General features: G+C 73.4%; 12 protein-coding genes. 3 read left to right on the plus strand and 9 right to left on the minus strand.

Annotated elements, in window-relative coordinates; genetic code table 11:
* Positions 1-110: 110 nt before the first annotated feature.
* Both AB0469_RS18990 and AB0469_RS18995 read left to right on the plus strand, forming a co-directional pair.
* The gene (locus AB0469_RS18990; RefSeq protein WP_366452559.1) at positions 111-2,501 is read left to right on the plus strand and encodes a ribonucleoside-diphosphate reductase subunit alpha; all 2,391 of its coding nucleotides are present in this window, start codon (positions 111-113) and stop codon (positions 2,499-2,501) included.
* Complete coding sequence (locus AB0469_RS18995; protein WP_366452560.1) at positions 2,501-3,517, plus strand: ribonucleotide-diphosphate reductase subunit beta; 1,017 nt, start codon at positions 2,501-2,503, stop codon at positions 3,515-3,517. The genes AB0469_RS18990 and AB0469_RS18995 overlap by 1 nt, the downstream gene beginning before the upstream one ends.
* A 10-nt stretch (positions 3,518-3,527) precedes the next feature.
* Here the strand turns inward: AB0469_RS18995 and AB0469_RS19000 are convergent, their stop codons facing one another.
* Positions 3,528-3,743: a hypothetical protein gene (locus AB0469_RS19000; protein WP_366452561.1), complete on the minus strand. Its 216-nt coding sequence runs from the start codon at positions 3,741-3,743 to the stop codon at positions 3,528-3,530.
* On the opposite strand from AB0469_RS19000, the gene AB0469_RS19005 reads away from it, so the two are divergent.
* A complete protein-coding gene (locus AB0469_RS19005; protein WP_366452562.1) occupies positions 3,718-4,632 on the plus strand; it encodes a helix-turn-helix domain-containing protein in 915 nt (304 codons plus the stop codon). The genes AB0469_RS19000 and AB0469_RS19005 overlap by 26 nt on opposite strands.
* Before the next feature lie 193 nt (positions 4,633-4,825).
* Here the strand turns inward: AB0469_RS19005 and def are convergent, their stop codons facing one another.
* The 8 genes from def to AB0469_RS19045 form a co-directional block, all read right to left on the minus strand.
* On the minus strand, positions 4,826-5,461 hold the full coding sequence (gene def / locus AB0469_RS19010) for a peptide deformylase (RefSeq protein WP_366452563.1): 636 nt from the start codon (positions 5,459-5,461) through the stop codon (positions 4,826-4,828).
* Between the two features lie 58 nt (positions 5,462-5,519).
* Positions 5,520-6,515, minus strand: coding sequence for a hypothetical protein (locus tag AB0469_RS19015; RefSeq protein ID WP_366452564.1), 996 nt, complete (start codon positions 6,513-6,515; stop codon positions 5,520-5,522).
* A gap of 105 nt (positions 6,516-6,620) precedes the next feature.
* On the minus strand, positions 6,621-7,877 hold the full coding sequence (locus tag AB0469_RS19020) for an HD domain-containing protein (RefSeq protein ID WP_366452565.1): 1,257 nt from the start codon (positions 7,875-7,877) through the stop codon (positions 6,621-6,623).
* On the minus strand, positions 7,874-9,310 hold the full coding sequence (locus AB0469_RS19025; RefSeq protein ID WP_366452566.1) for an HD-GYP domain-containing protein: 1,437 nt from the start codon (positions 9,308-9,310) through the stop codon (positions 7,874-7,876). Before AB0469_RS19025 ends, AB0469_RS19020 begins: the two co-directional genes overlap by 4 nt.
* 216 nt (positions 9,311-9,526) lie before the next feature.
* The gene (rsrA, locus tag AB0469_RS19030) at positions 9,527-9,829 is read right to left on the minus strand and encodes a mycothiol system anti-sigma-R factor (protein WP_042811900.1); all 303 of its coding nucleotides are present in this window, start codon (positions 9,827-9,829) and stop codon (positions 9,527-9,529) included.
* Positions 9,826-10,470 (minus strand): sigma-70 family RNA polymerase sigma factor, encoded by a 645-nt coding sequence (locus AB0469_RS19035; protein WP_007266438.1) that lies wholly within the window; start codon positions 10,468-10,470, stop codon positions 9,826-9,828. Before AB0469_RS19035 ends, rsrA begins: the two co-directional genes overlap by 4 nt.
* Positions 10,471-10,815: 345 nt before the next feature.
* Positions 10,816-11,454, minus strand: coding sequence for an alpha/beta family hydrolase (locus tag AB0469_RS19040; RefSeq protein ID WP_366452567.1), 639 nt, complete (start codon positions 11,452-11,454; stop codon positions 10,816-10,818).
* A 141-nt stretch (positions 11,455-11,595) separates the two neighbouring features.
* On the minus strand, positions 11,596-12,411 hold the full coding sequence (locus tag AB0469_RS19045; RefSeq protein WP_366452568.1) for an SOS response-associated peptidase: 816 nt from the start codon (positions 12,409-12,411) through the stop codon (positions 11,596-11,598).
* Between the last annotated feature and the right edge of the window lie 70 nt (positions 12,412-12,481).

Genomic DNA, 12,481 nt, shown 5'->3' on the forward strand with positions numbered 1-12,481 from the left:
GTTGGGCCGGTGGACGCCACGCGGTGGTGAGCGCTCTCGTGCGCGCGCCCGCGTGCGCCCGCTCGCGCCCGCTCCGCCGATGACCGGGCCGAGTGAGGGAGAGCTCCCCCGTGACCATCGCGCCCGCCGCACCGCGCGCCGAGTCCGACCACCCCGAAGCCGAAGGTCCCGGGGCCGCGCTGCTGCGCACCCTCACCGAGCTCACGGCCGACCTCCCCGACACCGACCCCGGCCGGGTCGCCGCCGCCGCCCTGCGCGGCCGCAGCGCCGCCGCCGACGAGGCCGAGCTGCGCGGGCTCGCCACCGAGGCCGCGGCCGGCCTGATCTCCGAGGACCCGGCCTACTCCCGCCTCGCCGCCCGCCTGCTGACCCTGGCCGTGGCCGACGAGGCCGCCGGACAGGGCGCCACCTCCTTCGCCGAGTCCGTCGCCGTCGGCCACCGCGAGGGCCTGATCGCCGACCGCACCGCCGAGTTCGTCGCCGCCCACGCCGCCCGCCTGGACTCCCTCGTCGAGCTCGCCCTCGCCGAGGGCGCGGACGACCGCTTCGGCTTCTTCGGCCTGCGCACCCTGCACAGCCGCTACCTGCTGCGCCACCCGCTGACCCGTCAGGTGATCGAGACCCCGCAGTACTTCATGCTGCGCGTGGCCTGCGGCCTCGCCGAGGACGACAGCGTCCGCGCGGTCGAGGAAGTCGCCTCGCTGTACCGGCTGATGAGCCGCCTCGACTACCTGCCGTCCTCCCCGACGCTGTTCAACTCCGGCACGCGCCACCCGCAGATGTCCTCCTGCTACCTCCTCGACTCCCCCCTGGACGAGCTGGACTCCATCTACGACCGCTACCACCAGGTCGCCCGCCTCTCGAAGCACGCCGGCGGCATCGGCCTCTCCTACTCCCGCATCCGTGCCCGCGGCTCGCTGATCCGCGGCACCAACGGCCACTCCAACGGCATCGTGCCGTTCCTGAAGACCCTCGACGCCTCCGTCGCCGCCGTGAACCAGGGCGGCCGCCGCAAGGGCGCCGCCGCCGTCTACCTGGAGACCTGGCACGCGGACATCGAGGAGTTCCTGGAGCTCCGCGACAACACCGGCGAGGACCAGCGCCGCACGCACAACCTCAACCTCGCCCACTGGATCCCGGACGAGTTCATGCGCCGCGTGAACGCCGACGCCGAGTGGTCGCTGTTCTCCCCGTCCGACGTCCCCGAGCTGGTGGACCTGTACGGCGAGGAGTTCGACGCCGCCTACGTCAAGGCCGAGGCCGCCGGGCTCGCCAAGAAGACCATGCCGGCCCGTGACCTCTACGGCCGCATGATGCGCACCCTCGCCCAGACCGGCCAGGGCTGGATGACCTTCAAGGACGCCTCCAACCGGACGGCGAACCAGACCGCGCTGCCCGGCACCGTGGTCCACTCCTCCAACCTCTGCACCGAGATCATCGAGGTCACCAACGACGGCGAGACGGCCGTCTGCAACCTCGGCTCCGTCAACCTCGGCGCGTTCGTCGTCGACGGGGAGATGGACTGGGAGCGCCTGGACGAGACCGTCCGCACCGCCGTGACCTTCCTCGACCGCGTCGTCGACATCAACTTCTACCCGACCGAGCAGGCCGGCCGCTCCAACGCCAAGTGGCGTCCGGTGGGCCTGGGCGCGATGGGCCTCCAGGACGTCTTCTTCAAGCTGCGCCTGCCCTTCGACTCCGCCGCGGCGAAGGCCCTCTCCACGAAGATCTCCGAGCGCATCATGCTCGCCGCGTACGAGGCCTCGTGCGACCTCGCCGAGCGCAGCGGCCCGCTCCCGGCCTGGGCCGAGACCCGCACCGCCCAGGGCGTCCTGCACCCGGACCACTACGAGACCGAGCGCCACTGGCCCGAGCGCTGGGACGCCCTGCGCGCCCGGATCGCGAAGTCCGGCATGCGCAACTCGCTGCTCCTCGCGATCGCCCCGACGGCGACCATCGCCTCGATCGCCGGCGTGTACGAGTGCATCGAGCCGCAGGTCTCCAACCTCTTCAAGCGCGAGACCCTCAGCGGTGAGTTCCTCCAGGTCAACGGCTACCTCGTCGAGGACCTCAAGAAGCTGGGCGTGTGGGACGCGCAGACCCGCGAGGCGCTGCGCGACTCCTCCGGCTCCGTCCAGGGCTTCGGCTGGATCCCGGAGGAGGTCCGCGAGCTGTACCGCACGGCGTGGGAGATCCCGCAGCGCGGCCTGATCGACATGGCGGCGGCCCGTACGCCGTACCTGGACCAGAGCCAGTCGCTGAACCTGTTCCTGGAGACGCCCACCATCGGCAAGCTCAGCTCGATGTACGCGTACGCCTGGAAGCAGGGCCTGAAGACCACGTACTACCTGCGCTCGCGCCCGGCGACGAAGATCGCCCGCGCGGCCTCCGGCGCGGCCGTCCCGGCCGTCGCCACCCCCACCCAGCTGCCGCAGGCCCTCGACGCCGAGGCGCTGGCCTGCTCCCTTGAGAACCCCGAGTCCTGCGAGGCCTGCCAGTAATGAGCTCCACCGAGAAGAAGAACCTCCTCGACCCGGGCTTCGAGCTCACGCTCCGCCCGATGCGCTACCCGGACTTCTACGAGCGCTACCGGGACGCGATCAAGAACACCTGGACGGTGGAGGAGGTCGACCTCCACTCCGACGTCGCCGACCTCGCGAAGCTGACGCCGGCCGAGCAGCACATGATCGGCCGCCTGGTCGCGTTCTTCGCGACGGGCGACTCGATCGTGGCGAACAACCTGGTCCTGACGCTGTACAAGCACATCAACTCCCCGGAGGCGCGCCTGTACCTGTCGCGCCAGCTGTTCGAGGAGGCCGTGCACGTCCAGTTCTACCTGACGCTGCTCGACACCTACCTGCCCGACCCGGACGACCGCGCGGCCGCCTTCGCGGCCGTGGAGAACATCCCGTCGATCCGTGAGAAGGCGCAGTTCTGCTTCAAGTGGATGGACTCGGTCGAGAAGATCGACCAGCTGGAGACGGCCGCCGACCGCCGCCGCTTCCTGCTGAACCTGATCTGCTTCGCCGCCTGCATCGAGGGCCTGTTCTTCTACGGCGCCTTCGCGTACGTGTACTGGTTCCGCTCGCGCGGCCTGCTGCACGGCCTGGCGACGGGCACCAACTGGGTCTTCCGCGACGAGAGCGCCCACATGAGCTTCGCGTTCGAGGTCATCGACACCGTCCGCAAGGAGGAGCCGGAGCTCTTCGACGCCGAACTCCAGCAGCAGGTCACCGACATGCTGAAGGAGGCCGTGGAGGCGGAGCTCCAGTTCGGCCGCGACCTGTGCGGTGACGGCCTGCCGGGCATGAACACCGACTCGATGCGCGAGTACCTGGAGTGCGTCGCCGACCAGCGCCTGGTCCGCCTCGGCTTCCCGCCGGTGTACGGCTCGCAGAACCCGTTCTCGTTCATGGAGCTCCAGGGCGTCCAGGAGCTGACGAACTTCTTCGAGCGCCGCCCGTCGGCCTACCAGGTGGCCGTCGAGGGCACCGTCGACCTGGACGAGGACTTCTAGTCCCCACGGTCTACCCCCGCGCGAGGATGCCGGGACGCGTCGTACGAGCGCGTCCCGGCTCCTCGCGTTCGGCATGTCCGGGGCCGGTGTCCGCCCCCGGGCGTTCCCGGGCCGCGGCCCTGAGCCGGCGGTCGACGTGCCGGTCGTGGAGGGCGCCGTAGAGGGAGGGGGCCAGGAGGAGGGCGACGACGGCGAGGACGGTGAGGTGGTCGAGGAACGTGTTCATGACTCCAAGATCGCCGGGACGGCGGATGTACGACTTCGCGGTGTGCGCGGCCGAGGAAGGGCCGCTGACCATGGCGGACGTCGGCTTCGCGATCGCGCCGGTGCACGGGCTGGAGCGGTTGGAGGAGGCCGATCTGATCTGTCTGCCCGCCGACCGCGCCGCGCCGGTGCGGGACTATCCCGAGCCCTTCCTCGACGCCCTGCGCCGGGCCGTGGACCGCGGGGCGCGGGTGCTCAGCGTGTGCAGCGGGGCCTTCGTGCTCGGTGCGGCCGGGCTGCTGGACGGGCGGCGCTGCACCACCCACTGGATGCACGCCCCCGCGCTGGTCCGTCGCCATCCGGCCGCCCGGGTCGACCCGGACGTGCTCTACGTCGACGAGGGGCCGGTGGTCACCGCCGCCGGGACGGCCTCGGGCATCGACGCCTGCCTGCACGTGGTCCGCCAGGCGCACGGCGCCGAGGTGGCCAACACCATCGCCCGGCGGATGGTCGTACCGCCCCACCGGGACGGCGGCCAGGCCCAGTTCATCCGGCGGCCGCTGCCGCGCACCGGCTGCGACGCGGTCGGCGAGGTGATCGGCTGGATGGCGCGGCACCTGGACGAGGAGATCACCGTCGAGCAGCTGGCGGAGCGGGCCCACATGTCGCCGCGCACCTTCGCCCGCCGCTTCCTCCAGGAGACGGGGACCACCCCGTACCAGTGGGTCCTGCGCCAGCGGGTGCTGTTGGCGCAGGAGTTGCTGGAGTCCACCGACGACACGGTCGACGCCGTCGCGGGCCGTAGCGGTTTCGGCAACGCGGCGGCCCTGCGCCACCACTTCCTGCGGACCCTGGGCACCACCCCGAACGCCTTCCGGCGCGCGTTCCGCGGGCCGCGCGCGGTCGCCTGAGGGGCGGCAACGGCCGGTAATCGCCCATGACTTGACATTCAGGGCGCGGGTGTCTGGCCGCCGCCCGCATGCGGTGGTGTGATCCGGGTACGCCGTTCCGCGCGACCCACGCGGAGGAACCCCCCACAGGCGAAGGCCCCGCTCCGGAGCGTTCCGGAGCGGGGCCTTCGTGCGGCTGCGGGGCGCTGCCGGGTCAGTCGTTGGCGACGACGGGGTAGCGCGGGGTGTTCTCCGCCATCTGGCGCAGCGCGTCCTTGCGGTCGCGCTTCGAGAGGCGGTCGATGTACAGGTAGCCGTACAGGTGGTCGGTCTCGTGCTGGAGGCACCGGGCGAAGTAGCCGGTGCCGCGGACCTTGATCGGGTTGCCCTGGGCGTCTTGGCCGGTGACCTCGGCGTAGTCCGGGCGGGCCAGGGAGGCGTAGGCGGTGGGGACCGAGAGGCAGCCCTCGTTGGAGTCGTCCAGGACGCGGGAGCCGGCCGGGAGCTCGACGAGCCTGGGGTTGACCACGACGCCGGTGTGGCGGACGCCGTCGTCGTCCGGGCAGTCGTAGACGAAGACCTTGGCGTCCACGCCGATCTGGTTGGCGGCCAGGCCGACGCCCTCGGCGGTCTTCTGGCTGGCGAACATGTCGTCGATCAGCTGCGCCAGCTCGTCGCCGAACTCGGTGACGTCCTTGCACTCGCGGTGCAGGACCGGGTTGCCGACGACCGTGATCGGGCGGGACGTACCGCGCTCGCGGTGGGCGAGCTCACGCGCCTCACAGTCCTCGGTGTCCACGACCCAGCCCTCGTCGTCGATCGGGGTCACCTGGTTCTCCTGCTGCGCCATGTCCGCCGTACGCCTTCCCTCAAGTCCGTGGTGTGCCCGTACAGCCTACGGCCCGGGGTCAGCAGACTTCTTCGAGATCCCGCCACTCCCTGCTGTCGGGGCTGTCCGCGACCCAGCCGTCGAGCAGTCCGCGCACCAGGCCGGCCGGGGCCGCGATGCCGCACTCGCGCTCGGGCACCCACAACGAGCCGGAACCGGCCGTGCGGTGGCCCAGCGGGCCGGGGTGGCCGGGTTCGCTGTGGTCGTGCGGGTCGAGGTGGTCGCCGACGCCCTCGCCGCTGGGCATCGAGCTCTCGGAACAGGTCCGGCACAGGAGCCGCACCGACGAGGACCAGTCCTCGGCGGCGAAGCCCGCGTCCGAGGCCAGCTGCTCCAGGGCGTCGCGGTCGGCCTCGGTGGCCGCCTCCAGGAGCACCACCCAGGTCGGCACCGGGGAGGGCGCCCACAGCTCGATCTCGTCGAAGACGGGGTACGAGGGCCCGGCCGCGGTGACCCGCTCGCCGTGCGGGACCCCGTCGTGCAGGACGACCTCGCCCCAGCGCCGGCCCGAGGAGGGCAGCGGGATGGACAGGACCTCCATGCGGGCTGGATCGAGCCTGCGGCCCCATACGACCTCGGCCTCGCCCTCGGGCGACAGCCGTACGGCCGCGCTGCCGAGCTCCATGCCCACCGGTTCGCCCGCCCCGGCCGTGCTGTGCGGGTCGCCGGGCACCTTCAGCCCGTACGCCTGCCAGGCCCGGCGGGCCAGCGGCCAGTCCTGGAGCGCGGTCGCGGCGATGCCGACGTTCCACCAGTCCGGGGCGCCGGCCTCGCGGTCCAGCAGGGCGACGGCGCGCAGGCCGGCGGCCCGCGCCTGCTCCCAGTCGTGCCGGAACTTGTGGAGGAGGGCCAGGTTGAACCAGGACTCGGACAGCCAGGGCTCCAGGTCCGCCGCCCTGGTCAGCAGCGCACCCGCGTCCTCGTACCGACCGTCGCCGATCAGCGTGAACGCGCGGTCGGTGGCCTGCCGCCACGAGGCGGAGGGCCGATGCCGTACCTTCCCGAAGATCCTCACGATTCCCGCCTGCCGCTCCAACGGTTCAGCCCTGCGGACACCCTCACGGACACCCCTTACTGCATCCAACCATGCCCGCTCGGACGACCGCTCATTACCCATGGGTTACCCCGGCGGGACGGGAACGACTCTGCCGCGTCCGCCCCTGGCCAGAACCCTCGCCAGGGACTCCACGACCTCGGGCTGGTAGTCGTGCCCCGTCCCCAGGCGAAGCCGTTCCAGGGCGGCCAGTGAGCCGATCGGGTGACGGGCGGTTCCGGCCAGGTCGTCGTACGCGTTCACCGCGCGCACGATCCGTGCGGCGACGGGCTGCTGCCGGTACGGGTCCGCCTGGCGCTCCACGATGACCGCGACCTCCGCCGGAACCCCGGTCTGCCGGGCCACCTCGCCGCCGAGCCCGGCGATCCGGCGGGCCTCGTCCGGGGGCAGCTCGGCGGTGGCCCCGCCGGGGACGGGGTCGACGAGCGAGAGCTGGCCGATGTCGTGCATCAGGGCCGCGTACTCCAGCACCGTGAGCTCCCGTTCGGAGAGCCCGAGCTCGCGGCCGACGGCGCAGCTGAGGGAGGCGACGCGGCGGGCGTGGCCGGGGGCGGTGCAGCCGGCGATCTCGGTGGCCCGGGCCAGGGAGGTGATGGTCTGGCGGTAGGTGGTGCGGACGGCGTCGATCCGGTGGAAGGACAGCTGGGTCAGCAGCAGCGGCACGCTGAGGACGGGCAGGGCCCACAGGCCCGCCACGGCCACGCCGAGCGCCATCACGACCCCGGTGGCGCAGACGGCCGGGCCGGTGCCGAGCTGGGCGCGCAGCTCGTCGCGCAGCAGCGGCCCGTACGGCCACCCGGTGCGGGCTCCGGCCAGCGCGGCGGCGAGGACGGCGTCGCACAGGGCGGTGAGGCCGAGCAGGAGCAGCAGGAACAGGACGAGGCCGGGGCCCTGGCCGATCCGGTGGGCGAGGGGGCCGGAGCCGTGGAGGGGCTGGAAGCAGGCGGCGGCGAAGGCGACGGTCAGGACCCGGCGCGCCACGTGGTCCAGGGCGGGGCCGTGGCCGCGGGCGATGTGCGGGACGGTCCCGGCCAGGGCGGCCGCGACGACGACGGCGACGACCTGGAACGCGCCGTGGTGGGTGGGGTGTCCGGCGTCGTGCCCGAGCAGGGCGTAGGCGAGGGCCGCGGCGGAGCCGAGGGGTGCGGGGCGGCGGTCCTCGGCGCTCCGGTGGCGGCGGGCGAGTTCGCCGACGGTGACCAGGGCGGCGAAGGCGAGGGCGGCGGCGGTTTCGGCGACCCCGTTCCACAGGGTGTGCCCCAGCGCTGCGGCGGTGAGCGCGGCGGCGGCCCCCCGTACGGCCCATCCGGCGAACGCCCTCACGGGCCTGCCCTGCCCGGGCCGGAGGGCCCGGTCTGGGCGGCGTCGCGGCCCTGGGCCGGCATCCCGGGCAGGACCTCCCCCGGGGCGGCCGGGGCTGCGGGGCCGGCCGGTACCGCCCGGGGGGCCCCGTCGGAGGTGACCACCGGGTGCCAGCCGTGCCGGCCGACGGCGGCCGTGAGGGCCCGCACCATGACGGGGTCGAACTGGGAGCCCGCGCAGCGTTCGAGCTCCGCCAGGGCGGTCTCCACGGGCCGGGCCCGGCTGTACGAGCGGGTGGAGGTCATCGCGTCGAAGGAGTCGGCCACGGCCACCACCCGGGCCGGCACCGGGATCTGCTCCCCGCGCAGCCCGTACGGGTAGCCGGAGCCGTCGATCCGCTCGTGGTGGTGCAGGATCGCCGAGCGGGCCTCGCCGAGGAAGCCGATGCCGCGGACCATCTCGTGCCCGTACTCGGGGTGCAGTTCGATGACGCGGCGCTCCTCGGGCGTCAGCGGGCCGTCCTTGCGCAGCAGCCGCGTCGGCACGCCCAGCTTGCCGACGTCGTGGAGGATCCCGGCGATGCGGACGACCTCGCGGACGTCGTCGGCCATGCCCAGTTCGCGGGCGATCATCGCGGAGGCCTGGCCCACGCGCTCGCTGTGCCCGCGCGTGTAGCGGTCCTTGATGTCGACGGCCTGGACGAGGGCGCGGACGGTGGCCTGGTGCGCGGTGTGCTCGCGCTGGTACTGGGCGAAGACCCAGCAGGAGACGTACATCGGCAGCAGGACCGGAAGGGCGGCCGGGGGGCCGTAGGGGCTGTGCCACATCACGGCCGCCATCAGGCCGACCAGGCCGTGCAGGCAGTACGGGGCGAGGGCCGGCGCCCGCCGGGCGGCCGTCCGCGGGAGGGCGGGCGCTCCGCGCCGGGCGGTGGCGGCGGGGCGGCCTCCGGCGGCGGCCACGACGGCCGTGTCGAGGACGGTGAGGACCAGGCCGAAGACGACGGCGGCGACGGCCGCGGGGAGCAGGGCGTACGGCAGGGCGGCCGGCCCGGCGAGCGCCTCCCGGCCGCCGAGGAGCCCGTAGGCCCGTCCGGCCGTCCAGGCGGCGACGGCCTGCTGGGCGGCGTGCCAGACCCGGCGCACGGCGACGGGCCGCCCGGCGGCGGGCTGGGCGAGTCCCCCGGGCAGGGCCACGAGGGCGGCGGCGGCGGGCGGCAGCAGGAAGACCGCGGCCAGGACCACGGGGAAGAAGGGGCCGATCCCCTCGGGCATCCCGCGCCCGCGGAAGGGCAGGACCCGGGCGGCCTCGCAGCCGAGGCAGAGGGCGGCCAGCAGCCCCACGGCCGGCCAGGACACGGCGGATCCGGGGAGCAGGGCGGGGGCGGCGCACGCGGCGGCGGCGAGCACGACGCCCAGGACGCAGGCGCGCACCGCCGGCGGAAGGACCCGCATGGCGCTCTCCTCCCCCTGGGGCCGGCGATCCGGGTACCGCATCGGAAAGGGGTACCGCGAGGGGAGAATAAGTCGACCCCCGTGCGAAGCGGGGGACATTTTCACATTGCCCCGTACGGGCGCCTCCGGATTAGCACCTTCGAGTGAATGAAGGGTGCTTCCGGAGGCGTTGTCGGCCGTTCGGGTGGAGGGGCTCCGGCGGGAACGGGCGGCGGATCAGCCGCCCGTGGGCCCCGCCGTCACGTCGTGGTCGGGAACGGCCTGGCCCGAGCGGATCAGCTCGATCCGTCCCATGACCTTGGACCGCAGATCGGTCGGTACGTCGTCCGAACCGCAGCAGCGCTTGACCAGCTTCTTCACGGCCTGTTCCAGGCCGTACTTCTCCAGACAGGGATTGCATTCGCCGAAGTGCGTCTCGAACTTCGTGCAGTCGCTGTCGGGCATCTCGTGGTCCAGGAACTCGTAAAGGTGGTCCAGGACCTCGGCGCACTCCGTCTCGTGCGGCTCTCCGCAGCTCATGACCCCGAGCCTTTCAGGTCGTTCGACTCTCCCGCGCCCGCGGGGACCAGCCCGCGCTCGCGGGCGTAGTCCTCCAGCATTCCGCGGAGTTGACGGCGGCCACGGTGCAGCCGGGACATGACCGTACCGATGGGTGTACCCATGATGTCCGCGATCTCCTTGTACGCAAAGCCCTCTACGTCGGCAAGATAGACCGCGATGCGGAACTCCTCGGGAATGGCCTGGAGAGCCTCCTTCACGTCGGAATCCGGCAGGTGGTCGAGCGCCTGCGATTCGGCCGAACGCAGTCCGGTCGACATGTGCGACTCGGCGCGCGCCAGCTGCCAGTCCTCGATCTCCTCCGCGGCGCTGCGCTGCGGCTCGCGCTGCTTCTTGCGGTAGGAGTTGATGAAGGTGTTGGTCAGAATGCGGTACAGCCACGCCTTGAGGTTGGTGCCCTCGCGGAACTGGTGGAAGGACGCGTAGGCCTTCGCGTACGTCTCCTGGACCAGGTCCTCGGCGTCGGCCGGGTTGCGCGTCATGCGCAGTGCGGCGGAGTACATCTGGTCGAGGTAGCCGAGGGCGTCCCGCTCGAACCGCGCGTTGCGCTCAGCGGTCGTCTCCTGCGCCTGGCCTTCGTCGGTCCCAGCGACAGGACCCACCTCCTCCGACAGCGTGGCGGCTCCGAAAGCGGACCCGCTCGAATCGGAGAATAGTCGACCATCCCGGCCTTCCGCCGCCTGAACCGAGCGGCGCTTGGGCGCGGGCAGGACGGTCCAGTCCAGGTCAGCGGCCTGCCGACGGTTCTGGCTGATGACCTGGGTCATGCGCTCCCTCTCCTCCGACGTCTTTTCCCTGCGTACCGACACTCCCCACAACAGGAGCCCCGGCCCGCGCATTCCCGGGCGGGGCAAGGGATTCGGCGCGTCCGGGGGGCCGGCGGGGCGGCGGGTGAGCGGGATCACGCGCCGGCCGGCGGCGAATCTGTCAGGTCGGTGCCGCCGGGGTCAGCCGAGGGTGCGGGCGAGCCAGGGGGCGACCGCCGCGGTGATCACCGCGAGGGCCTCGTCCTGCGTCAGGTCGGCCTTCTTGGGCACCGCGAAGCCGTGGTCGCCGTGGGGGACCTCCACCAGCTCGTACTCCCCCTCGGGGAACTCCTCGGGGCGCCCGAAGGAGTCCCGGCCGCCCTGGAGCACCAGGGTGGGCCGGCCGGCCTCCAGCAGCTCGTCGGCCCGGGACTTCTCGGGCTTGCCCGGCGGGTGCAGGGGGAAGGCCAGGGCGAGCACGCCGGCCGCGCCGAGCCCGGCGGCGGTCCGGCAGGCCACGCGGGCCCCGGCGCTGCGCCCGCCGGCCACGACGGGCAGCCCGGGCCGGGTCAGGGCGGGCCACAGGCCCCGCCAGCCCTCGTCGAGCACCTTGGGGGCGGCCGCGACCTTCCTGCCCGCGACCCGCCAGGGCTGCTCGACCAGGGCGACGGTGAAACCCCGCGCGGGCAGGTCGGCGGCCAGGGCCTGGAGGTCGCGGGCCTCGATGCCGCCGCCAGCGCCGTGGCCGAGGGCCAGTACGGCCCGGGCCGCGGGGGCGGTGTGCCAGGTGACGCGGGCCTGTCCGGCCGGGGTGTCGACGGTCTCGCTGCGCGGGGTCATGCCCCCATCGTGCCGGGCGCGGGCCGCCGCGCCGCGCAGGCCGGGGGCCGGAACGCCGTACGGGACGGAACCCGGGACGCCGTGCCGGACGGGGTCTGGAACCCGTGCCGGACGGAGCCGGAACGCCGTGCCGGACGGGGTCTAGAAGAGCGTGCCCTCCTCGGGGGCCTCCAGCTCGCCCAGCAGCTCGGGCCCGTTGTTGCGGACGTTGCTCACGGCGGTGGAGACCGGGTAGGCCCGCATCAGCCCGCCCGGCGGCGGGGCCAGGAGCGCCCGCAGCTCGTTCTCGTCGGTGCGGGCCGGGTCCAGCCAGGCGTCCCAGCGGTCCGGGGTCAGCATCAGCGGCATCCGGGGGTGGATGTCGGAGAGCGAGCGCGGCCCCTCGGCGGGGGCCACGCCGAGCGGGGTGGTCTCGGCCTCGGCGGTGATCACCGAGCAGGTGGCCCACCAGGCCTGCGGGTGGTCGGGGGGCAGGGCGCCGTCACGCCAGAACTCGTAGATCCCGGCCATCGCGAAGACGGACCCGTCGGCGGGGAGCACGAAGTAGGGCTGCTTGCGGGCCCGCTTCTTCTTGCCCTCCACCTCCAGCTGCCGCTCGTCGTGCGCCGTGACCCACTCGTAGTAGCCGTCGGCCGGGACGATGCAGCGGCGCTGGGCGAAGGGGCGCCGGAACGACGGCTTCTCGTGCAGGGTCTCGGACCGGGCGTTGATCATCCGGGCCGCGCCGTCGGGGTTCTCGGCCCAGGAGGGGACCAGGCCCCACTTCAGGGTCCGCAGCTGGCGAACCGGGCGCGGGTCCCGCGCGTCTTTGAGGGAACGGTCGAGGACGACGTGGACCTCCTTGGTCGGCGCCACGTTGAAGTCGGGGGCCAGGGTCTCCTCGGGCTCCCACCGCTCGATGCCGAATATCCCCGCCAGTTCCTGTGGCGTCCTGCCGGCCGCAAACCTTCCGCACATGGCTGACACACTGCCACGACCGCCCCGGCCTCCGCCGGGGTGTCCGCGCAAGCCCACCACCGCGAGGAGC

Origin of the sequence: Streptomyces sp. NPDC093801 (genome assembly GCF_040701585.1) — a bacterium.
GTDB lineage: Bacteria > Actinomycetota > Actinomycetes > Streptomycetales > Streptomycetaceae > Streptomyces.

Coding starts and splice junctions, on each gene's coding strand:
- AB0469_RS18995 (WP_366452560.1), top strand. CDS start 2,501: ATGAGCTCCACCGAGAAGAAGAACCTCCTCGACCCGGGCTTCGAGCTC.
- AB0469_RS19000 (WP_366452561.1), bottom strand. CDS start 3,743: ATGAACACGTTCCTCGACCACCTCACCGTCCTCGCCGTCGTCGCCCTC.
- def (WP_366452563.1), bottom strand. CDS start 5,461: ATGGCGCAGCAGGAGAACCAGGTGACCCCGATCGACGACGAGGGCTGG.
- AB0469_RS19025 (WP_366452566.1), bottom strand. CDS start 9,310: ATGCGGGTCCTTCCGCCGGCGGTGCGCGCCTGCGTCCTGGGCGTCGTG.
- rsrA (WP_042811900.1), bottom strand. CDS start 9,829: ATGAGCTGCGGAGAGCCGCACGAGACGGAGTGCGCCGAGGTCCTGGAC.
- AB0469_RS19040 (WP_366452567.1), bottom strand. CDS start 11,454: ATGACCCCGCGCAGCGAGACCGTCGACACCCCGGCCGGACAGGCCCGC.
- AB0469_RS19045 (WP_366452568.1), bottom strand. CDS start 12,411: ATGTGCGGAAGGTTTGCGGCCGGCAGGACGCCACAGGAACTGGCGGGG.